The 20597-nt window shown below is 69.3% G+C and carries 19 protein-coding genes; 10 read left to right on the forward strand and 9 right to left on the reverse strand.

Annotated elements, in window-relative coordinates; translation table 11 throughout:
* Positions 1-252: 252 nt before the first annotated feature.
* The 4 genes from OPU67_RS07345 to OPU67_RS07360 form a co-directional block, all read right to left on the reverse strand.
* Positions 253-927 (reverse strand): response regulator transcription factor, encoded by a 675-nt coding sequence (locus OPU67_RS07345; protein ID WP_267618789.1) that lies wholly within the window; start codon positions 925-927, stop codon positions 253-255.
* A 248-nt stretch (positions 928-1175) separates the two neighbouring features.
* A complete protein-coding gene (locus OPU67_RS07350) occupies positions 1176-2195 on the reverse strand; it encodes an aldo/keto reductase (protein ID WP_267618790.1) in 1020 nt (339 codons plus the stop codon).
* A 13-nt stretch (positions 2196-2208) separates the two neighbouring features.
* Entirely contained in the window at positions 2209-2949 is a 741-nt protein-coding gene (locus tag OPU67_RS07355) for an SDR family NAD(P)-dependent oxidoreductase (RefSeq protein ID WP_267618791.1), read from the reverse strand.
* 124 nt (positions 2950-3073) lie between these two features.
* Positions 3074-4216, reverse strand: coding sequence for an acyl-CoA dehydrogenase family protein (locus tag OPU67_RS07360; protein ID WP_267618792.1), 1143 nt, complete (start codon positions 4214-4216; stop codon positions 3074-3076).
* 184 nt (positions 4217-4400) lie between these two features.
* Here OPU67_RS07360 and OPU67_RS07365 point away from each other — a divergent pair, with 184 nt between their 5' ends.
* A complete protein-coding gene (locus OPU67_RS07365) occupies positions 4401-5045 on the forward strand; it encodes a hypothetical protein (RefSeq protein WP_267618793.1) in 645 nt (214 codons plus the stop codon).
* A 75-nt stretch (positions 5046-5120) separates the two neighbouring features.
* On the opposite strand, the gene OPU67_RS07370 is transcribed toward OPU67_RS07365, so the two are convergent.
* The 3 genes from OPU67_RS07370 to OPU67_RS07380 all read right to left on the reverse strand — a co-directional run bounded on the left by OPU67_RS07370 (position 5121) and on the right by OPU67_RS07380 (position 8193).
* Positions 5121-5936, reverse strand: a complete 816-nt coding sequence (locus OPU67_RS07370) for a ferredoxin--NADP reductase (RefSeq protein WP_324255354.1) — start codon at positions 5934-5936, stop codon at positions 5121-5123.
* A gap of 129 nt (positions 5937-6065) precedes the next feature.
* The gene (locus OPU67_RS07375; RefSeq protein ID WP_267618794.1) at positions 6066-7109 is read right to left on the reverse strand and encodes a Fe(3+) ABC transporter substrate-binding protein; all 1044 of its coding nucleotides are present in this window, start codon (positions 7107-7109) and stop codon (positions 6066-6068) included.
* A gap of 64 nt (positions 7110-7173) precedes the next feature.
* Positions 7174-8193 carry an ABC transporter ATP-binding protein gene (locus tag OPU67_RS07380; RefSeq protein WP_267618796.1) on the reverse strand — a complete coding sequence of 340 codons (1020 nt, stop codon included), beginning with the start codon at positions 8191-8193 and terminating at the stop codon, positions 7174-7176.
* A gap of 120 nt (positions 8194-8313) precedes the next feature.
* On the opposite strand from OPU67_RS07380, the gene OPU67_RS07385 reads away from it, so the two are divergent.
* The 6 genes from OPU67_RS07385 (at position 8314) to OPU67_RS07410 (ending at position 14883) form a co-directional block, all read left to right on the forward strand.
* Positions 8314-9900: an ABC transporter permease gene (locus OPU67_RS07385; RefSeq protein WP_267618797.1), complete on the forward strand. Its 1587-nt coding sequence runs from the start codon at positions 8314-8316 to the stop codon at positions 9898-9900.
* A 78-nt stretch (positions 9901-9978) separates the two neighbouring features.
* Positions 9979-10980 (forward strand): magnesium chelatase ATPase subunit I, encoded by a 1002-nt coding sequence (bchI, locus tag OPU67_RS07390; protein ID WP_267618799.1) that lies wholly within the window; start codon positions 9979-9981, stop codon positions 10978-10980.
* Positions 10977-12683, forward strand: a complete 1707-nt coding sequence (locus tag OPU67_RS07395) for a magnesium chelatase subunit D (protein WP_324255355.1) — start codon at positions 10977-10979, stop codon at positions 12681-12683. Before bchI ends, OPU67_RS07395 begins: the two co-directional genes overlap by 4 nt.
* Positions 12680-13552: an alpha/beta fold hydrolase BchO gene (gene bchO, locus OPU67_RS07400; protein WP_267618801.1), complete on the forward strand. Its 873-nt coding sequence runs from the start codon at positions 12680-12682 to the stop codon at positions 13550-13552. The genes OPU67_RS07395 and bchO overlap by 4 nt, the downstream gene beginning before the upstream one ends.
* Positions 13553-13561: 9 nt before the next feature.
* On the forward strand, positions 13562-13726 hold the full coding sequence (locus tag OPU67_RS07405; protein ID WP_267618803.1) for a hypothetical protein: 165 nt from the start codon (positions 13562-13564) through the stop codon (positions 13724-13726).
* Positions 13727-13734: 8 nt separating this feature from the next.
* Positions 13735-14883, forward strand: coding sequence for a cytochrome P450 (locus OPU67_RS07410; RefSeq protein ID WP_267618804.1), 1149 nt, complete (start codon positions 13735-13737; stop codon positions 14881-14883).
* 20 nt (positions 14884-14903) lie between these two features.
* Here the strand turns inward: OPU67_RS07410 and OPU67_RS07415 are convergent, their stop codons facing one another.
* Together OPU67_RS07415 and crtD are read right to left on the reverse strand one after the other, a co-directional pair.
* Positions 14904-15719 (reverse strand): hydroxyneurosporene dehydrogenase, encoded by an 816-nt coding sequence (locus tag OPU67_RS07415; RefSeq protein ID WP_267618806.1) that lies wholly within the window; start codon positions 15717-15719, stop codon positions 14904-14906.
* 23 nt (positions 15720-15742) lie between these two features.
* Positions 15743-17311 carry a 1-hydroxycarotenoid 3,4-desaturase CrtD gene (gene crtD / locus OPU67_RS07420; protein WP_267618808.1) on the reverse strand — a complete coding sequence of 523 codons (1569 nt, stop codon included), beginning with the start codon at positions 17309-17311 and terminating at the stop codon, positions 15743-15745.
* Positions 17312-17438: 127 nt separating this feature from the next.
* On the opposite strand from crtD, the gene OPU67_RS07425 reads away from it, so the two are divergent.
* The 3 genes from OPU67_RS07425 (at position 17439) to OPU67_RS07435 (ending at position 20597) form a co-directional block, all read left to right on the forward strand.
* Positions 17439-18530, forward strand: coding sequence for a methyltransferase (locus OPU67_RS07425; protein WP_324255356.1), 1092 nt, complete (start codon positions 17439-17441; stop codon positions 18528-18530).
* A gap of 130 nt (positions 18531-18660) precedes the next feature.
* Positions 18661-19608, forward strand: coding sequence for a chlorophyll synthesis pathway protein BchC (bchC, locus tag OPU67_RS07430; protein ID WP_267618809.1), 948 nt, complete (start codon positions 18661-18663; stop codon positions 19606-19608).
* On the forward strand, positions 19602-20597 hold the full coding sequence (locus OPU67_RS07435; protein WP_420708978.1) for a chlorophyllide a reductase iron protein subunit X: 996 nt from the start codon (positions 19602-19604) through the stop codon (positions 20595-20597). The genes bchC and OPU67_RS07435 overlap by 7 nt, the downstream gene beginning before the upstream one ends.

Raw genomic sequence — 20597 nt, forward strand, 5'->3', positions numbered from 1 at the left:
GGCCCGCGCCCTGCCAGCGGACCGGCGACCCAGCGGGCGCCCGCAGGACCGAGCTCCATCACGTCGGCAGCGGCGGGGACGGCGCCGCACACGACCGCGCCAGCAAGGGCGAGGCCGCTCGCCCGGGCAAGAATCATTGCGCTAGTCTCCTCCACACCTGCGTTTTACCTAACCCAGAATAGCTTGGTCGACACCATTAAGATGCGCCGCCGTTCGGTCTGCCGCAAAGTCGGCGGCGTGCCTGCCACCGCCTTACGCAAGGTCGAAGACATAGCCCATCGAGCGCACGGTGCGCAGCGGGTTGCCCCCGCCCGCCGCCCGGATGGCGCGGCGCAGGCGGCCGACCCACACATCGACCGTGCGCTCGTCGATCGGCGGCTCGCGCTTGCCGAGGCCGGCGATCAGGTCCGCGCGGGTCAACACACGGCCGGGGTTCTCGGCGAGGAAGCGCAGCAGCCGGAACTCGTTGGGTCTGAGGACGATCGGCTGCCCCGCCCAGCGCGCCTGCAGGGCCGCCATGTCGATGGTCAGCGCGCCCAGCTCGAAGCGATGCGGCGCGAGGCGCTCGGCTCCGCGCGATTGCAGCGCCAGCACCCGGTCGAGCACGGCGGTGCGGGTCAGCGGTCCGATCACGTAGTCGTCGGCCCCGGCCCTGAGCGCGCGGCGGCGGTCCTCGGGATCGTCGGCTTCGAGCACCATGGTCACGTGCGCCTCGGCGGTGCGCGGGTCGGCGCGCAGCCGGCGGCACATTTCGAGGCCCGCGAGATCGGGGAGCACCCAGTCGACGAAGGCCCACATCGGCCCCTCCACCAGCCGCATCGGCCCCTCGGGGCCGAGCCGGTCGAAGGTGAAGCGGCGGTGGTCGTGGACGAAGTCCTCGAGGCTTGTCCCGAGCTCGCCGGTGAGGAAAATGTTGACGACGTCCATGTGTGTGCGGGGCCCCGGATTCGCCCCGGGGCGTGACGCAGGGATATGACGGGACTGTGACCGGATGTCAGATGTGTGTCACGAAGCGAGCAAAGACCCGACCTGGAGGCCCCCCACGGGCGCGGTCTGACGCGCCGATCCGCAGTCGCCGTCGCCGCGCGCGCCCGGACGCGGCCGCTGGCGGGGGCCGCTCGGCTTCGCCCTCGCGGGTCCCGCACCCAACCCCCTCCCCGGCGGGGAGGGGGCGTTCAGATCACGCTGACCTTGTCCATCGCCGGCATCGGCATCCCCATGCCGGTCGGGAATTTGGGCCGGTAGGGCGCCTCGAGACTAGCGGTCTCTTCGGGCGACAGGGTGATGTCGAGCGCGCGGACCGCGTCGGCGATGTGCTGGGGCCGGGTGGCGCCGATGATCGGGGCGGTCACCTGCGGCTTGGTGAAGTGCCAGGCGAGGCCGATGGTCGCCATCGGCGCCCCGCGCGCCGCCGCCACCGCCTCCACGGCGTCGACGACCGCGCGGTCGGCCTCGTCCTCGGCCTTGTAGAGCGCCTTGCCGACCGCGTCGGTCTCGCTGCGGACGGTGCTTGTCCCCCAGGGCCGCGTCAGGCGCCCGCGCGCGAGCGGGCTCCACGGGATCACGCCCACGCCTTCCGCGCCGCACAGCGGGAGCATCTCGCGCTCCTCCTCGCGGTAAAGGAGATTGAGCTGGTTCTGCATGGAGATGAACAGCGTCCAGCCGTTGGCCCGCGCGGTTTCCTGCGCGCGGGCGAATTGCCAGGCGAACATCGAGGAGGCGCCGATATAGCGCGCCTTGCCGGCCTTCACGATGTCGTGGAGCGCCTCCATCGTCTCCGCGATCGGGGTGCGATCGTCCCAGCGGTGGATCTGGAACAGGTCGACATGATCCATTCCGAGCCGGGTGAGGCTGTCGTCGATCGCCTGGAACAGCGCCTTCCTCGACAGCCCCCCGCAATTGGGCGCGTTGCGCCACACGCCGAAGGCCTTGGTGGCGACCACGATCTCGTCGCGGCGGGCCATTTCCTTGAGGAGCTTGCCGGTGATCTCCTCCGAGGTGCCGCCCGAATAGATATTGGCGGTGTCGAAGAAGTTGATCCCTGCCTCGAGCGCTTCGCGGAAGAAGGGGCGCGCGGCCTCCTCGTCCAGCAGCCAGTCGCCGTGCCAGCCCTTGGAGGTATCGCCATAGCTCATGCAGCCGAGGCACAGGCGCGAGACGGCGAGGCCGGAGGGGCCGAGGCGGGTGAACTGCATCTGTCGGGTCTCCTCAGGCGAGGGTGAGGCCGCCGTCGACCACCAGCGTCTGCCCGGTGATGTAGGCCGAGAGCGGCGAGGCAAGGAACAGCGCGGCGCCGGCCATGTCTTCGGGCGTGCCCATGCGGCGCAGAGGAATGCGCTTGAGGCTCGCCTCGAGCCGTTCGGGGTGGTCGGTGGTGACTGACGTGAGCTTGGTCGGCACCAGCCCCGGGGCGATGCCGTTGACGCGGATGCCGTCCCTCGCCCAGGCCTCGCCCAGCGTCTTGGTAAGGCTCGCCGCGCCGGCCTTGGAGGCGGCATAGGCGGGGGTGCCGATGGTCGATTTGAACGCGGCGACAGAAGAGACGATGATGATCCGCCCCTTCGCCTCGGCCAGCGCCGGGTGGAAGGCGGTGGCGGCGTCCATCACCGAATTGAGGTTGATGTCGATGACCTGATCCCACCCCTCGCGGGTGAACTCCTGCCGGCCGTAGCGGACCGTGCCCTGGCACAGCACCAGCACGTCGAGCGGGCCGAAGCCCTCCGCCAACCGCCCCGCCGCCTCGCGGTCGGTGAGGTCGAGCTGGCGGTAGTCGAGGCCGGTGAAGTCCGAGTCTTCGGCCTCAAGGTAGTCGCCGAAATCGGGGCGCGTGCCGGTGACGGTCACGCTCGCCCCGGCCGAGCGGAAGCCGTGGGCGATGCCGTTGCCGATCCCGCTCGACCCGCCGATGACGAGGACGCGCTGGCCGGTGAAGTCGAGGGGGTCGGTCATGAGGCTTGCTCCGCACTTCTTACTCCCTTCCACTTGGGGAAGGGCCGGGGATGGGGGTTCCACGGTCGATAGGGCGCACGCCCCCACCCCCGCCCCCTCCCCGCTGGGGAGGGGAGACGTAAGGTCAGATCGACCGCGAGATCACTTCTTTCATAATCTCGTTGGTGCCGCCGAAGATGCGGGTCACGCGCGCATCGCGCCACAGGCGGGCGATGGCGTATTCGTTCATGTAGCCCGCGCCGCCGTGGAGTTGCAGAGCGGTGTCGCAGCATTCCCACTGGAGGTCGGTGTGCCACAGCTTGGCCGCCGAGGCCTCGTCGGTGGTGAGCTCGCCTGCGAGGTGCTTGCGGATCGCCCAGTCGAGGTGCGCCCAGCCCACTTGCAGCTTGGCCTTGAGGTCCGCGAGGGTGAACTTGGTGTTCTGGAATTCGAATACGGTCTTGCCAAAAGCCTTGCGATCCTTGGTGAACTTCACCGCCTCATCAAACGCGCGCTGCGCCGCGGCCTGCGCGCCGACCGCGATGCCGAGGCGCTCCTGCGGCAGCTCCTCCATCAGGTGCACGAAGCCCATGCCTTCCGCGCCGAGGATATTGGTCATCGGCACGCGGCAATCGTTGAAGAACAGCTCGGAGGTGTCGGCGGCGTGCTGCCCGATCTTGTCGAGGTTGCGCCCACGCTCGAAGCCGGGGGTATCGGCATCGACCAGAACGAGGCTGATGCCCTTCGCGCCCTTCTCGGGATCGGTCTTGGCGACCACGATCACGCAGTCGGCGTTCTGGCCGTTGGTGATGTAGGTCTTCGAGCCGTTGATGACGAGGTGGTTGCCGTCCTTCTTCGCCGTGGTGCGGATGCCCTGGAGGTCTGATCCTGCGCCCGGTTCGGTCATGGCAATCGCGGTGATGATGTCGCCGCTGACCATGCCGGGGAGATATTTGGCGCGCTGCTCGGGATTGCCGAGGCGCTCGAAGTAGTTCGCCGTGATGTCGTTCTGGAGCGTGAAGCCCGCCGAGGAGCCGAGGTAGGACAGCTCCTCGGTCAGCACGCAGTTGAACCCGAAATCGAGGCCGAGGCCGCCGTTCTCCTCCTTTACCGTCATGCACAGCATCCCGGCATCGCCCATTGTCTTCCAGATGTCGCGCGGGACGATGCCGTTCGCCTCATGCTCGTCCATGTGCGGGGCGAGGTGTTCGGCGAAGACCTTGCGGACGGTATCGCGGAAGGCCTCGTGGTCTTCGTTATAGGCGGTGCGATAGGCGGTCGCGAGCATCTCAGGTTCTTTCCGGGCAGATGGGTTTCAATTTGCCACGATTGAACAGGGGCGAGCGCGGGGGTCAAGCGCGAAAGTGGGGGTCTAGCGACACTGGCAGAGATTTGCGTGCTTGGCGCCAAAATGCTGATGTGCAGCAACCAATTGGTTGCGAGCGGCGACCAAGGCAAGCAAAGATAGAACAATGGAATCTGACTCTGGAAACGCTCAGCTCAATGAAGACGAAGCTGCTTCGCTTTTTTTCCGCCTCTTAGGCGAGCTGCATCATAGCTACACGGCCCTCGAACATGAGCTTACATGCGCCGTTTATGTGGCGGTGACTCGTCTGGAAAAGCGTGATGATGCGGTCGTTGCGATGTTGGGAGGGCAGCGCATGTCACCGCTTAAGGATACCATTAAGCGCCTATTGCGAGTCACTGGCGCTGAGACTGAACGAAAGCAGTACGTTGATACGCTATTCAGTCATTTGGGCGAATTGCAGTTCTTCCGAGATCGGCTAACCCATTTCCTCACGGTGATGTCGGAATACAATCCAGAATGCTGGGTCAACATGAACTTTACCGGCATACGTGAACGCGAGAAAATGGAGGACTTGCACTTCAATCTCTACGCACTTCACGCTGCTACTTGTGATTTACGCATCATGCGCATGCTGGTCGGGCCCATCTTCAGTTACCGGCTCGAAGGTGCCGCAGAGCCATTGCCATCAATCCCTGGATGGATGTTCGAGCCTTCGATGTTGGTGCGTGATGGCCCAGCGAAGCCGAAACGTCCAAATTCTAGATTGAAAAACTCACCGACAAAGAATGAACCGTCACCCCGGACTTGATCCGGGGCTAGGGTTCTTCTTCGCAATGTCCGGCCAAAAGGCAGCGGGGCCCCGGGTCGAGCCCGGGGCGGGGAACTACCCCACAAACGCCCGTTCGATCACGAACTGCCCCGGCTTGTTGTTCGCGCCTTCCTCGAAGCCGCGGCGCTCCAGATCAGCCGCGTGGTCCTTGATCATCGCCATGCTCCCGCACAGCATCACGCGGTCTTCCTCGGGCACGAAGCGCTGCGGGCCCTTGGACTGTTCGAACAGCCGGCCATCGTCGATCAGCGCCTGAATGCGCCCTTGCGTGCGGAAGGGTTCGCGGGTGACAGTGGGGACGTAGATCATCCGCGCGCGGTCTTCGTCTTCCAGCAGCGGATCACCTTCGAGCTTCGATTCCAGCAGCTCGCGATAGGCCAGCTCGTTCACGTTGCGCACGGAATGCACCACGATCACTTCCTCGAACATCTGGTAGACCTCGGGATCGCGCACGAGGCTCATGAAGGGCGCAAGGCCGGTGCCGGTCGAGAGCATGAACAGCCGCTTGCCGGGCAACAGCGCGTCGGTCACGAGCGTGCCGGTCGGCTTCTTGCCGAGGTAGATCGGATCGCCGACCCTGATGTGCTGGAGCCGCGAGGTCAGCGGGCCGTCCTGCACCTTGATCGACAGGAACTCGAGCTCCTCGGCGTAGGAGGGCGAGGCGACCGAATAGGCGCGCAGCAGCGGCTTGCCGTTGTCGCCCGGAAGGCCGATCATCACGAACTCGCCCGAACGGAAGCGGAAGCTGGCGGGCCGTGTCATCTTCAGGCTGAACAGCCCGTCGCACCAGTGGTGGACATCGGTGATGGTCTCGACGGAAAGCGCCGCGTTTTCGGTGAACTGGTCGCGGTCGATGATGGGCTGGTTCACGCTGGTCCTCGGGTGGAGCAAGGGAGCCGCCCGGCAGGGCGACGGTCGGGCGCGCAAATGAACGTTTCGCCGCGCGCCTTCAAGACAGTTTCGCGATGCGCGGCAAAAGGGGGACTTGCCCGGCCCCGCTCAGTTCCAGCGCGCGGCGTTGAAAAGCTCGGTCGCCTTGGCCTCGTTGCGGCCGATCTCGGCGGCCCCCAAGGTGTCCGCCTTGAAGGTGCCCAGCGCCTCGACCGCCGACGTCGGCGCCACGCCCCGGGCAGCCGGATATTCGTTGTTGCCGTTGGCGAGGTACTTCTGGGCGCTGTCGGAGGCGAGGTATTCGAGGAACTTGACCGCATTCGCCCGGTTGGGCGCGGTCTTCACCACGCCCGCACCGCTCATGTTGACGTGGGTTCCGGTGGTCGCCTGGTTGGGGAAGATGATCCCGACCGCATCCAGCACCTTGCGCTTTTCCGGCGTGGCGAAGCGGGCGAGGTAGTAGGTGTTGACCAGCGAGATGTCGCAGGCGCCCGCCGCGACCGCCTCGATGTTGGCGACGTCGTTGCCCTGCGGCGGGCGCTGGAAGTTGGCGACCACGCCCTTGGCCCAGGCACCCGCAGCCGCCTCGCCGTCATGGGCGATGATGCTGGACAGCAGCGCGATGTTGTAGACGCTCGAGGAGGAGCGCATGCAGATGCGCCCCTTGAACTCCGGCCTGGCGAGATCCTGATAGGTGGCGAGGCCGACAGGCGCCCCCTTGGCCTTGTTGTAGATGACGATCCGCGCACGGGTGGTCAGCGCGAACCAGCGGTTGCCGGGATCGCGAAGGTTGGCGGGGATGCGCTGCTGGAGGACCAGCGAATCCACCGGGGCGAGGATCCCCGCCTCCTCGGCACGCCACAGTCGGCCGGCATCGGTGGTGATGAGCAGGTCCGCCGGGCTGAACTCGCCCTCGGCGCGGATGCGCTCGATCAGCGCGTCGGCGTCGGCCTCGATGCGGTTGACCTTGATGCCGGTCTGCTTCGTGAAATCGTCGTAGAGCGCAAGGTCGGTGTCGTAGTGACGGGAGGAGTAGACATTCACCTCGCCGGTGATCGGCACGGCGTCGGCGGGTTGCTCCTCGCTCTGGGTGCAGGCGCCGAGCAGGCCGAGGCTGAGGCCTGTGAGCGCGGCGATGACGATGCGTTTCATGGGAAGAGGTCTTTCCGTGGGCTCTTGCGAATGACTTGCAATAGAAATGCAGCCCGCGCAAGGACTATGTGCGCGCGAAGGCCCGCACGCTCTCGGGATCGGGAATGACGCTGTAGGTCTTGTCCGGGTCGACCGGCAGCGCGGTCTCGCAGGTGATTGCCTCACCCGTGCCTGTCTCGAGCAGCACCCGCAACCGCGCGCCCAGCGGATGCACGTCGCGCACCCGGCAGCCGCGCGGATCGGGGACCGGTACCAGCCGGTCGGCCTGGACGAGCAGGTCGAGCGCCTCGCCCTCGGGCAACGCGCCCACCAGCGAGGCGAACGGCCACAGGCCGAAGACGGTGTCGAGCCCTTCCTCGCGATGCCGCCCGCGGATCACCTGCGCCCCGCCGAAGATCGCGCCGACGGCGGCGGTGGCGGGGGCCTCGTGGAGCTCCTGCGGGGTGCCGAACTGGACGATCCGCCCCGCCTCCATCACCGCGATCCGGTCGCCGATGTCGAGCGCCTCAGCGGGGTCGTGGGTGACCAGCACCACCGTCGAGCCCGCCTCGCGCAGCAGGATCCGGCATTCGCGGCGCAGCGCCCGGCGAAGCACGATGTCGACGCTGGCGAAAGGCTCGTCCATCAGCAGCACCTCAGGGTGCGGCGCCATCGCCCGGGCGAGCGCGGCCCTCTGCTGCTGGCCGCCCGATAGCTCGTGCGGATAGCGCGTGCCCATCCCGCCGAGGCCGACCCGGGCGAGCCAGGTGTTCGCCTCGCCCCGCCGCTCGCGCGGCAGGCCAAAGGCGACGTTCTGGGCGAGCGTCATGTGCGGGAACAACGCGCCGTCCTGAAAGACGAGCCCGACGGGGCGCGCCTCGGGCGGCGGGTTGCGGCCGGGTGCGGCGAGCTCGTCGCCCCCGAGCAGGATCTCGCCCTGCTGCACCGCCAGCATTCCCGCCGCGAGGCCGAGCAGAGTTGACTTCCCGCAACCCGACGCGCCAAGCAGGCAGGTGATCTCTCCCGCAGGCGCCACGAAGCTGACGTCCTCCAGCGCCCTGACGGGCCCGTAAGCATGGGCAATATGACGGAATTCGAGGCTCAAGTGACAGGTCCAGCCCAGTCTTTTCCGGGGTCTCTTCCGGGGTTGCGAGGGGGCCGCATTAGGCGTTTTGCGCCTCTTAGCGCAAGCGGGGGCGCAGGCGGATGGACGATCGCCGCGCTGGTGCTGGCGGTGCTCGCGGGCCTGCCGATCGCCGCCATCGTCTGGGAAGCGCTCACGGGCAGGACCGCCGCGCTCGGTGCGCTCGCGGCGACGGTGCTGCCGACCTATATCGGCAACACCGCGCTCCTGATGCTGCTCACCGGCACGCTGGCGGGGGTGACGGGGACGGGTTGCGCGTGGCTGATCGCGGCGACCCGCTTTCCGGGCCGCAAGGTGCTCGGTTGGGCGCTGGTCCTGCCGCTGGCGCTGCCCGCTTACCTCTCGGCCTACATCTATGCCGGGATTCTCGACTATGCCGGGCCGGTGCAGGGCGCGCTGCGGGGTGCGACAGGCTGGGGCGCGGGCGACTACTGGTTTCCCGACATCCGCTCGCTGCCCGGCGGGGCCTTCGTATTGGGCTCGGTGCTGTTTCCCTATGTCTACCTCCTCGCCCGCACCGCCTTCGCCACGCAAAGCCTCACCCAGTTCCGCGCCGCGCGCAGCCTCGGTGCCGCGCCGTGGCGCGCCTTCTGGCACGTTGCCCTCCCGGCCGCCCGGCCCGCCATCGCCGGGGGCCTCGCGCTGGTGCTGATGGAGGTGCTCGCCGACTTCGGCGTGGCCGATTACTTCGCGATTCCCACCTTCTCGACCGGCATCTTCCGCAGCTGGCTGGCGATGGGCGACAGGGCCGCCGCCCTGAAGCTTGCCGCGGTCATGCTGCTCTTCGTCATCGCGCTGGTGGCCTTCGAGGCGCGTACCCGCAACGGCCGCACCGCCAGCCGCGACGGGCTTGCGGACCGGGCCACCGACGAGCCGCTGGTGGCGCTCACCCTGGGGGGCAAGGGGCTGGCCTTCGCCGCCTGCCTGCTGCCGGTGCTGATCGGCTTCGTCGTCCCGGCAGGCTACCTCGTCAGCCTCGCCCTGACCGACACCGCCCGCGGCGCCGCGGGGGACCTTGCGACCTATCTCGGCAGCAGCCTCAAGCTCGGCGTGGTGGCGGCGGCCCTGTGCCTCGTTACCGCGCTGGTGCTCGCCTTCGCCCGCGCGCGCTCGACCTCTCCTGTCACCGCAAGCGCGATCCGGCTGGCGACGCTCGGCTATGCCCTGCCCGGCGCGCTGCTCGCCGTCGGGCTGCTCGCGCCGCTCGGCGCGCTCGACGTGAGCCTTACGCGTTTCGCCCGCGACAGCCTCGGCTGGAGCGGCGGGCTGCTCCTGACCGGCACCAGCGCGGTGCTGATCTATGCGCTCTCGGTGCGCTTCCTGACGGTCGCCTACAATTCGGTGAGCGGCGGCCTTGCCCGCATCCCCCCGGGGCTCGACGCTGCGGCGCGCAGCCTCGGCGCCGGCCCCTCGCGGGTGCTGGCCCGGATCTACGCCCCGCTGCTCGCGCCCAGCCTCGCGGGGGCCGCCGCGCTCGTCTTCATCGACACCCTGCGCGAACTGCCCGCCACCCTGATCCTGCGCCCCTTCAATCTCGAGACCCTGGCGACGCGCACCTACCGCCTCGCCGGCGACGAACGGCTGGTCGAGGCGGCGATCCCGGCGCTGATCCTTCTCGCGGTGGGGCTCCTGCCGGTGCTGGTGCTGAACCGGCTCGGCAAGCGGTAGTGTCAAGCCAGCTGGACGGGGATTCAGGTCAACTTGACGCTTGTCGGAGCCACAGGCGGCGCTAGAAGAATGCGTCCTATGGCACGTTTTCCCTTCTCAGCAATCGTCGCTCAGGACGAGATGAAACAGGCGCTGCTGATCGCGGCCGTCGACCCCTCGATCGGGGGGGTGATGGTGTTCGGCGATCGCGGCACGGGCAAATCGACCGCCGCACGCGCGCTCGCCGCGCTGATGCCGCCGATCATGGCCGCCGAGGGCTGCCCCTATGGCGGCTCGAAGGAGGACCAGGCGCGCTATCCGGGCGTGGTCGGCAGCGGCAAGATGGTGGAGCGCCCCGTCCCCTTCGTCGATATGCCCTTGGGCGCGACCGAGGACCGGGTGATCGGCAGCCTCGACCTCGAGCGTGCGCTGCGATCGGGCGAGAAGGCCTTCGAGCCGGGGCTGCTCGCCAAGGCCCACCGCGGCTTCCTCTATATCGACGAGATCAACCTTCTCGAGGATCACCTCGTCGACCTGCTGCTCGATGTCTCCGCCTCGGGCGAGAACGTGGTCGAGCGCGAGGGGCTTTCGGTGCGCCATCCGGCCAAGTTCGTGCTGATCGGCAGCGGCAACCCCGAAGAGGGCGAGTTGCGCCCGCAGCTCCTCGACCGCTTCGGCCTGTCGGTGGAGGTGCGCACGCCCAAGGACATCGAGGTCCGGATCGAGATCATGAAGCTGGTGGCCGAGAACGAGGCCGATCCCAAGGGCTTCGCCGCACGCTGGGCCGACGAGGATGAGGCGATCCTCAAGCGCATCGCCAAGGGCAAGGCGAAGCTCCCCAAGCTCGTGCCCGGCGAGGACGTGCTGCGCGATGCGGCGAACCTGTGCCTGGCGGTGGGTGCCGACGGGCTGCGCGGCGAGCTGACCCTGATGCGCGCCGCCCGGGCGCTGGCGGCGCTGGAAGGCGCCAAGAGCGTCACCCGCAAGCACCTCATCGCCATCGCGCCTTCGGCGCTGCGCCACCGGCTGCGCCGCGACGTGCTCGACGAGACGGGCTCCACCGTCCGCATCACCCGCGCCATCGAAGAGCTGTTCGGATGATGGAGGCAAGTCCGCCCGCCGATCCGCTCGAGGATGCGGTGCTGGCGGCGCGGCTCTTCGCTCTCGCGCCGCGGGTGTTCAAGGGAATGGTGCTGCGCGGGTCTTCCCCGGCGCGCGAGGCGCTGGTCGCCGCGCTCGCCGAGGCCGTACCGCTGCGTCGGATGCCCGGCCATGTCGACGACGAGCGGCTGCTGGGCGGGATCGACCTCGCCGCGAGCCTCTCCTCGGGCAAGCCCGTGCGCCAGAAGGGCCTCATCGAGGAGGCACAGGGCGGCGCGCTGATCGCCGGCATGGCCGAGCGAATCGACGGATCGGTCGCCGGGCGGCTCGCGCAGGCGCTCGACGAGGGGAACACCGCGCTGGTGCTGCTCGACGACGCGGTGGAGCAGGACGAGGCCCCGCCGGTGAGCCTCGCCGAACGCCTCGCCTTCCCCTGCGATCTCGCCGCCTCGCGCCGCTGGCAGGGGGTGGAGATGCCGCCCGCAGCAGGCGCGCTCGCCGATGTCGCCCCGCTCGAGGACGGACAGCTGCGCGCCCTCGCCGCCACCGCCGCCGCCTTCGGGGTGGAGAGCTTGCGCGCCCTCTTCTTCGCCGGCGAGGCGGCGCGCGGGCTCGCCGCGCTCGAGGGTCGCACCAAGGCGGAGAAGGAAGACCTCACCGGCGCCGTGCGCCTCATCCTCGGCCCGCGCGCCACGCAGCTGCCGCCGCAGGAAGCCCCGCCCGAGGAGCAGCCCCCCGAGGAGGAGCCGCCCCCGCCACCCCCCGATGGCGAGCGCGACGACCAATCGGACAGCGATCAGCAGCAGCAGGACCCAGACCTCTCCGAACTGCTCGTCGAAGCGGCCAAGGCGGCGATCCCGCCGGGGCTCCTGGAACAGCTCGCGCAGGGCAAGGCCCCGCGCCGGGGTTCGAGCAGCGGCACCGGGCAGAAGCGCAAGGCCGCCACGCGCGGCAAGCCGCTCGGCGCGCGGCCGGGGATGCCGCGCGGGGGCGCCAAGCTCGCGCTGATCGACAGCTTGCGCGCCGCCGTCCCGTGGCAGCAGGTGCGCCGCCGCGAGGCCGGGGCCGATCCTGCCTCGCCGATCCTGATGCGCAAGGAGGACCTCCGGATTCGCCGTTTCGAGGAGCGTGCCGCGCGGGTCACGATATTCGCGGTCGATGCCTCGGGCTCTGCGGCAGCGGCGCGGCTCGCCGAGGCCAAGGGCGCGGTCGAGCTGATGCTGGCGCAGGCCTATGTGACCCGTTCGGAGGTCGCGCTGGTCGCCTTCCGCGGCACGACCGCGGAACTGCTCCTGCCCCCCACCCGCTCGCTCACCCGCGCGCGGCGGCGCCTGTCGGAACTGCCCGGCGGGGGCGGCACCCCTCTCGCGCTCGGCCTCAACGCCGCGCGCGAGGTGGCCGAGAGCGTCATCGCCAAGGGGCGGAGCGCCGCGCTGGTGATCCTCACCGACGGGCGCGCCAACATCGCTGCCGACGGGCAGCCGGGCCGCCAGCAGGCGCGCGAGGACGCGGAGAACGCCGCCAAGGCCATCGCCGCGCGCGGGATCGACGCGCTGGTGGTCGACATCTCCGCCCGCCCCGGCCCCGAGGGCGCTGCACTGGCGAACGCCTTGGGCGGACGCTTCCTCGCCCTGCCCCGGGCAGACGCGAAGATGCTCCAGGCCGCGATCAACGCCGCCCAGCCGATTGCCCGCGCGGCATGAGCCGTCTCGACTGGAACCGCGAGGGGCGGATCTGGCCGCACCGCGAGGCGAGCGACTTCGTGGTCAGCGGGCGCGGCCGCTGGCACGTGCAGCGCATGGGAGAGGGGCCGCCCCTGCTCCTCCTCCACGGCACCGGCGCCTCGGTCCATTCGTGGCGGGACGTGTTGCCGCTGCTCGCACAGACCCACGCCGTCACCGCCATCGACCTGCCCCGCCACGCCTTCACCACCGGGCACGATGCCTACGCGATGAGTCTGCCCGCCATGGCGCGCGAGGTCGCCGGGCTCCTCGACACGCTCGGCTTGGAGCCTGCCGCGATTGTCGGCCACTCGGCAGGCGCGGCGATCGCGCTGCAACTGGCGCTGGCGCATGGCTTCAACGGACCGGTCGTCGGCCTCTCGGCTGCGCTGCGGCCCTTCCCCGGCCCGCTCGCGCAGATCTATCCCGCGATCGCCAAGGCGCTGTTCGTCAACCCGCTGGTGCCGCGGCTGTTTGCGGGCAGCATCGACTGGGCGGGCGGCGCCGAGCGGTTCCTGTGGCGTTCGACCCGCTCCAGGATCGATGCCGCAGGGTTCGAGTGCTACCGCACCCTGTTCAAGAACGCCGAGCACGCGGGCGGGGGCCTCGCGATGATGGCGAACTGGGACCTGCCGTCCCTGCGCGTCCGAATGCACGAGGCCGCGAACCCGGTGCTGCTGGTCCATGGCGCGAAAGACCCGGCGATTCCCCTGGCTTGGGCGCGCGACGCCGCCGGGTGGCTGCCGAATGCGCGGCTGGACGTGCTCCCCGGTCTCGGCCATCTTGCCCACGAGGAAGCGCCCGAGAAGGCCGCCGCGCTGATCGCCGCCTTCCTCGCCGAACAGGGCTAGGAGCGCGCGATGGGCGAAATGGGGTGGATCGAGATCGTGCTGTTCTACGGCATAGCGATCGGCTTTGGCGTGTGGCAGTGGGTCAAGATGGACCGGATGCTCAAGAAGACCCGCGCCGAGAAAGCGGCGAAAGAGGCGGCGGAAGGCGAAGGCGAAGCGCCGCCGGGGCGCTAGGGTCGGCGATGCCCCCGGACCTCGACCGCGACCCCTTTGCCGAGCCGCGCCGCCGTGACGGCGTGCTGCTGGCCGATTTCGAAGGTGAACCCATCTCGATGATCCTCGGCCACCGCGCGGTGCGCGAGGCGGCGAAGGCCTGGCAGACCTACAGCTCCGACGCGCCGTTCCGGGTGCCGATCCCCGCCGAGACCGGTGTCCGCTCGGTCAGGCAGCTGCCGATCGAGGCCGATCCGCCGCTGCACAAGACGGTGCGCGACCAGTTGAAACCGATCTTCCTGAAGCCCGCCGCACCCGACTACGCTGCGCGCATCGAGGCGCTGGTGGGCCGCCTCCTCGCCCCACTGCTGGACGCGCGCGAGATCGAGATGGTACGCGGGTTCGCCCTTCCGCTCCAGTCGATCGCGTTGACGCACCTTCTCGGGATGCCGGAAACCGAGGCCGAAGAATGGATCGCCTGGGGAACCCACGTGTTCCACGACGGCGCCGACGGCGGCGCCAAGGGCGCGGTCCTCGCCGACTATATCCGCCGGCGGATCGACGCCGCGCGCCGGAACCCGGGCGCGGACCTGTTCGGCGCGATGACGCGCATGACGATCGAGGGACGCCCGCTCACCGACGACGAGATGGCCGGCATCGCCAATCTCGCCTTCGCCGGCGGTCGCGATACGGTCATCAACGCCGTCGCCGCGGTCATCGCGCATTTCGCGCAGGACAGGCCTGCGCTTGACCTGCTGCGCGGCGAGCCCCGCCGCCTCCCCGCCGCGGTGGAGGAGTTCATCCGCGTCACCGCGCCGCTCACGCACATCGGGCGGGTCTGTCCGCACGGCGCGCAAATCGGCCCCTACCGTGTCGCCGCCGGCGGGCGGGTGTCGCTATGCTGGGCCTCGGCCAATTTCGACGATACCGTGTTCGATGCGCCGACCGAGCTACGGCTGGACCGGAATCCCAATCCGCACCTCGGTTTCGGCAGCGGGCCGCACAGCTGTCTCGGGGCGGCGCAAGCGCGCTCGATCCTGCGCGCCCTGATCCGGCAACTGGCCGAGCGCACCGCGGCCATCGACCTCGTAGCGCAGGAGCGTTCCGAGGAGCATTTTGGTCCGATCACCAGGACGGCTGGCTTCCGGTCGCTTCACGTGCGCCTCCACGCCCGCTAGCGCCCGAGCCGTTCGGCGAGCTACCCCTTCCGCCGCGGCATCCGGTAGGGCAGCATGAACTGCACCAGCGCCGAGGAGAACCTGCGCATATCGAGGCTCTCCTGCACCGCCACCACCTCTTCGCCGCCGAAATTCGAGGCGAGTTCGGAGCGGGCATAGAAGGGGGTGTCCTCCCAAGTCCGCCGCACCGCCGCCACACCGATGTCCGAGCGGGTGCGGCGCGCGATGCGCCAACCGCTTTTCGGCAGGGGCGCGATGGGGGGGAGCTCGACCGGCTCGGGCACGCCCTTGGCATCGAAGCGCAGCGCGCTCGCGAACAGCGATCCGTCGCCGCGCTCGCCCTCGTAGCAGACCAGCGCACCTTCGCTGAGGTGCGCGCGCGACCAGTGCCAGGTGTTGAAGCCGGTCTCCAGCGGCTCCGCCCCCCGGTTGTGGTCGAGATAGGCGCGGCCCTGCCACCTGAGCGCGGGCGCGGTCATCTCCACCTCGATCCGTGCGCAGGGGGCAAGACAGTGCCAGATATGCTTCTCGCCCGGGTCGAGCGCGAAGGCGGCGCGGTTCAGCGCCTCGGGAATCACCCTGACGCGGCCGCGCACGGGGCGCTGCCAGGGCACGAACAGGCGGGTGTCGCCCTCGACGATGTCGATGGTGAGCGCCCCGCCCTCCCAGCGCACGTTGCTGGGACCGATCGCGAGCGTGCTCGCCTCGCAGGCGACCGCGCTGCGCCCGCGCTCGGTCATCACCCAGCGATGCTGCGGCCCGTAGAGCGCTACGTTGAGGCAGGCATGGTCGAGCGGATCGCCCCGCCCGCTCTTCTTGTAGTAGGGCGAGAACACGCTGCCCAGGAAGGCGATGATCGTCAGCCCGTGCTGCCCGTCGTCGCTGATCGCGTCGACATACCACCAGCTGTAACCGCCGGGCGGGATGTCCTCATCGAAGCGAGGTCCTTCCCGATCACCCGCGCTGCCAGCTGCCCGGACAAGGCTGCCATGGGGACGCCGGCCGCCGGATGGGTCGCCCCGCCCGCGCAGTAGAGACCGGGCAGCCGCGTCCTCGGCCCCTGCCGCTGGAAGGAGGCCGCCCAGCCGTGCGACGCTCTGCCATAAAGGGCGCCGCCCGTGGCGGGAAACAGGCCCTCCCAGTCCTGCGGGGTCATGAGCCGGTGTTCCGGCGGGTCCTCGAGCCTGAGGCCGCAACGTCGAAGCGTGGCTGTCATGGCCTGCGTGCATCGGTCTCTCTCCTCGGGTGAATATTCGTGGACGTCCCCGTCGGCGGGGGCGTTGACGATGATCTGGAGGCGCTCGCGCGTCCCGGGCGGCGGGCCGGGGTCGCCGGGGCGCGCGCCGCGGTCGACAGCGCAGACATAGACCGTCGGTTCCGACGGGGTCTGCCCGGCGGCGATCTCGCGGAACTCAGCGGCGTAATCGCGCGAGAAGAAGACGTTGTGATGGGTGAGGTCGAAGCCCTCGGTCCGGGTGTGGACATACCACACCAGCGCCGAGAGCGAGCGCTTGGCGCGGGGGATCGCGGGCACGGCGCGGCGCGCGCTCTCGCCGAAGCGCCCGGTGGCAAGCGCGCTGGGATCACCGTTGCAGATCACGATATCGGCCGGGATCACCTCGCCGCTCGCCAGCCGGACGCCGCTGGCCCGGCCATTCGCCGTCAGCACCTCGGCGACGCCCGCGCCGGTGCGCACCCGCGCGCCTTGCCGCTCGGCAAGCGTGGCAAGCGCGCTGGCGAGGGCATGGATGCCGCCCTCGATCAGCCACACCCCCATCGCCTCGACATGGGCGATCAGCATCAGCGTCGCGGGCGCGGCGAAGGGGGAGGAGCCGCAATAGGTGGCGTAGCGGCCGAACAGTTGCCGCAGGCGCGGGTCCGCGAAGTGCTCGCCCAATGCGTTCCACAGCCCATCGAAGGGGCGCATGGCGAGCATCTCGGGCAGGCGCGCGGGGCCGATCCGCCACATCATCGGCAGCGGGGTGGAAGCCTTGTCACCGCGCAGAAAGGGCTCCTCGAGCACGTTGAAGATCCGCGCGGCCTCCTCGGCGAAGGCGCGGTAGCCGCGTGCCGCCTCCGCTCCCGCGAAGGCACCGACCGAAGCGACGCTCGCCTCGCGGTCGGCGAACAGGTCGAGCGTGGGGCCGTCGTCCCAGGCGTGGCGGGCGAGCACCTCGGCCTTGGTGACCGTCACATGATCCTCGAGCCGCGACCCGCAGGCAGCGAAGACCTCGTCGAACACCGCGCGGTAGGTGAAGACCGTGGGCCCGCCGTCGATCTCGGCGCCGTCGACCGGCACCCGCCGCGCCTTGCCGCCGACCCAGGCTTCCTTCTCGAGGACGGTGACGTCGCAGCCGCGCGCGGCGAGCAGGGCGGCGCTGGTCAGCCCCCCGATTCCGGCCCCGATCACGGCGACTCGCGCGTTCACCCGTCTCGCTCCCGTCAATTGCCCCGATTATCATTGACCTTGACGGGTGATCTGTCCAATCATTTAGACAGATGACCTGTGCAGCACCTTGACCATGCGTTCTCGGGATGCCTTTCGCATCGGTTACGTGCGGCGCCGCAACCGGCTGTTCTCCTCGCCCCGCTTCCAGCACTGGGCGGCACGCCTGCCGGTGATCCGCTGGATCGCGCGGAGCCGTGCCAATGGCGCCTTCGATCTCCTCGCCGGCTTCACCTATTCGCAGGTCCTGCGCGCCTTTGTCGAGGGGGGCGCGTTCCCGATCCTCGCGGAGGGGCCGCTGACCCCGGCCGAGGTGGCGGCGCGCATGGACCTGTCCGAGGACGCGGCGCTGACGCTGCTGCGCGCGGGCCGCGCGCTGATGCTGACCGAGGAGCCCGCGCCGGGACTGTGGATGCTCGGCGAGCAAGGCGCTGTCTTCGCGACCAATCCCGGCGTTCAGGCGATGGTCCGCCACCACCGGCTGCTCTATGCCGACCTCGCCGATCCGCTCGCCCTGCTGCGCGCCGACCGCCGCGAGCCCACCGCCCTATCGCGGTTCTGGACCTATGCCGGGGCGCTCCACGGCGGCGCAGAGCGCGGGGTGGAGACCGCCGAGTATTCCCGCCTGATGGCCGCCTCGCAGCACTTCGTGGCGAGCGAGGTGCTGGCATCGGTCGGCTTCGGGAAGGTCCGGCGCCTGCTCGACGTGGGCGGCGGGCACGGCGCCTTCCTGCGGGCGATCGGCACCGCGCACCCCCACCTCGCGCTCGGCCTGTTCGACCTGCCGGAAGTCGTGGAGACCGGCGCACGGCTGCTTGGCGAGGCGGTGGGGGCTGAGCGCGTCACCGCGCATCCGGGGAACTTCTTCAAGGATTCCATACCGCAAGGCTACGACATGGTGTCGCTGGTGCGGATCCTCCACGATCACGACGATGCGCCCGCGCAGGCGCTCCTCGCCAATATTCGCGCCAGCCTCGCCCCGGGCGCGCGGCTGCTAATCGCCGAGCCGATGGCGTGCATCCCGGGGCTCGCGCCGATGGGGGAGGCCTTCTTCGGCCTCTACCTGTGGGCCATGGGATCGGGCCGTCCGCGCAGTCCTGCGGAACTCACTGCAATGCTCCGCCACGCGGGCTTCCGCCGCACTCGGGTCGTCGCGACTGCGCAACCGGTCAACGCCAGCGTGATCCTTGCCACGGTATGAACTGAAAACCGTCCAAGTTGTTTGACACCGCAATGCGTAAAGCGTAGCAAACACTCGGGAGAACCTGTTTGCGGAAGTTCGAGTCGGCTTCCGCGCGAATTCGGGCCGCAAAATCGGAGAGAACGAAGCGATGGACACCTTGGCTGTCATTCTCGAGGCACCGGAGCGGTTGGCGCTCCGAACGCTCGCGATGAAGCCGCTGGAAGCCGCTGATGTCCTTGTCGAAATCCACTACAGCGGAGTCAGCACCGGCACCGAGAAGTTGCTCTGGACGGGGCGGATGCCGCCCTTCCCGGGCCTCGGCTATCCGCTGGTGCCGGGCTACGAGTCCGTCGGCCGGATCGTCGATGCCGGGCCCGAGGCTGCATCGCGGATCGGCGACTGGGTGTTCGTCCCCGGAGCCAATTGCTACCAGGATGCACGCGGGCTGTTCGGCGGCACCGCCCGGCGCGTGATCGTCCCCTCGGCCCGCGCCATGCCGGTGCCCGAACATCTCGGCGAATCCGGCGTGCTCTGCGCGCTCGCCGCCACCGCTCTCCACGCGATCAAGGGCGGCTTTGCCCGGCGCGAATCCCTGCCCGACCTCATCATCGGCCACGGCGTCCTCGGCCGCCTCCTCGCCCGGCTGACGCTGGCGCTCGGCGGCCCGGCGCCCACCGTTTGGGAACTGAACCCGGCCCGCCAGCAAGGCGCGGTCGGCTACAACGTCATCGACCCCACCACCGACGAGCGGCGCGATTACCACGCCATCTACGACGCGAGCGGCGATGCGGGCCTCGTCGACGATCTCGTCATGCGCCTTGCCAAGGGCGGGGAGATCGTTCTCGCCGGCTTCTATTCCGAACGGGTCAGCTTCGCCTTCCCGGCGGCTTTCATGAAGGAGGCCCATTTCCGCGTCGCGGCCGAATGGCAGCCCGGCGACCTCGCCGAAACGCGTGCGCTCATCGAATGCGGGAGGCTCGACCTGAAGGGCCTCGTCACCAACCGCCGTCCGGCAGGGGAAGCGTGCGACGCCTACCCGCAGGCCTTCACCGATCCCGATTGTCTCAAGATGGTTCTCGATTGGAGCGAATGCTGATGTCCGTCCTCGACACCCAGACTACCCAGTTGCGTGAAGAAGCGAATATCGAACCCGATCCGGTGCACACCGGCGAAGTGAAAAGCGAAACCCAGATCATCGCGATCTACGGCAAGGGCGGGAGCGGCAAGAGCTTCGCCCTTGCGAACCTCAGCTACATGATGGCCCAGCAAGGCAAGCGCGTGCTGCTGATCGGCTGCGACCCCAAGTCCGACACCACCAGCCTCCTGTTCGGCGGCAAGGCGACGCCCTCGATCATCGAGACCTCGTCGAAGAAGAAGCTCGCCGGGGAAGACATCCGCATTGAGGACGTGTGCTTCCAGCGCGACGGCGTCTTCGCGATGGAACTCGGCGGCCCCGAAGTCGGCCGCGGCTGCGGCGGGCGCGGGATCATCCACGGCTTCGAGACCCTGGAAAAGCTCGGCTTCCACGAGTGGGGCTTTGACTACGTCCTTCTGGACTTCCTCGGTGACGTGGTGTGCGGCGGCTTCGGCCTGCCGATCGCCCGCGACATGTGCCAGAAGGTGATCGTGGTCGGCTCGAACGACCTCCAGTCGCTCTACGTCGCCAACAACGTGTGCCATGCGGTCGAATATTTCCGCAAGATGGGCGGCAACGTCGGCGTCGCGGGCATGATCGTCAACAAGGACGACGGCACGGGCGAGGCCCAGGCCTTCGCCGAGGCCGTGGGCATCCCGGTGCTGACCGCGATTCCCGCCAACGAGGACATCCGCCGCAAGAGCGCCAATTACCAGATCATCGGCTATCCGGGCGGCGAGTGGGGCTCGCTGTTCGAGCAGCTCGCGACCAATGTCGCCGAAGCCCCGCCGGTGCGCCCCAACCCGCTGAATCAGGACGAGCTGCTCGGCCTGTTCAGCCCCGACCAGACCGGCGGCGCGGTGGAGCTGATCCCGGCAACCCAGGCCGATATGCGCGGCGGCGTCTTCGAACAGCGCCCCAGCCTCGAAGTGATCTACGACGAGGCCTGA

Origin of the sequence: Erythrobacter sp. WG, assembly GCF_026586795.1 — a bacterium.
Classification (GTDB): Bacteria; Pseudomonadota; Alphaproteobacteria; order Sphingomonadales; family Sphingomonadaceae; genus Erythrobacter.

Coding starts and splice junctions, on each gene's coding strand:
- OPU67_RS07345 (WP_267618789.1), bottom strand. CDS start 927: ATGGACGTCGTCAACATTTTCCTCACCGGCGAGCTCGGGACAAGCCTC.
- bchC (WP_267618809.1), top strand. CDS start 18,661: ATGGACACCTTGGCTGTCATTCTCGAGGCACCGGAGCGGTTGGCGCTC.
- OPU67_RS07350 (WP_267618790.1), bottom strand. CDS start 2,195: ATGCAGTTCACCCGCCTCGGCCCCTCCGGCCTCGCCGTCTCGCGCCTG.
- bchI (WP_267618799.1), top strand. CDS start 9,979: ATGGCACGTTTTCCCTTCTCAGCAATCGTCGCTCAGGACGAGATGAAA.
- bchO (WP_267618801.1), top strand. CDS start 12,680: ATGAGCCGTCTCGACTGGAACCGCGAGGGGCGGATCTGGCCGCACCGC.
- OPU67_RS07365 (WP_267618793.1), top strand. CDS start 4,401: ATGGAATCTGACTCTGGAAACGCTCAGCTCAATGAAGACGAAGCTGCT.
- OPU67_RS07360 (WP_267618792.1), bottom strand. CDS start 4,216: ATGCTCGCGACCGCCTATCGCACCGCCTATAACGAAGACCACGAGGCC.
- OPU67_RS07435 (WP_420708978.1), top strand. CDS start 19,602: ATGCTGATGTCCGTCCTCGACACCCAGACTACCCAGTTGCGTGAAGAA.
- OPU67_RS07395 (WP_324255355.1), top strand. CDS start 10,977: ATGATGGAGGCAAGTCCGCCCGCCGATCCGCTCGAGGATGCGGTGCTG.
- OPU67_RS07410 (WP_267618804.1), top strand. CDS start 13,735: ATGCCCCCGGACCTCGACCGCGACCCCTTTGCCGAGCCGCGCCGCCGT.
- OPU67_RS07355 (WP_267618791.1), bottom strand. CDS start 2,949: ATGACCGACCCCCTCGACTTCACCGGCCAGCGCGTCCTCGTCATCGGC.
- OPU67_RS07405 (WP_267618803.1), top strand. CDS start 13,562: ATGGGCGAAATGGGGTGGATCGAGATCGTGCTGTTCTACGGCATAGCG.
- OPU67_RS07375 (WP_267618794.1), bottom strand. CDS start 7,109: ATGAAACGCATCGTCATCGCCGCGCTCACAGGCCTCAGCCTCGGCCTG.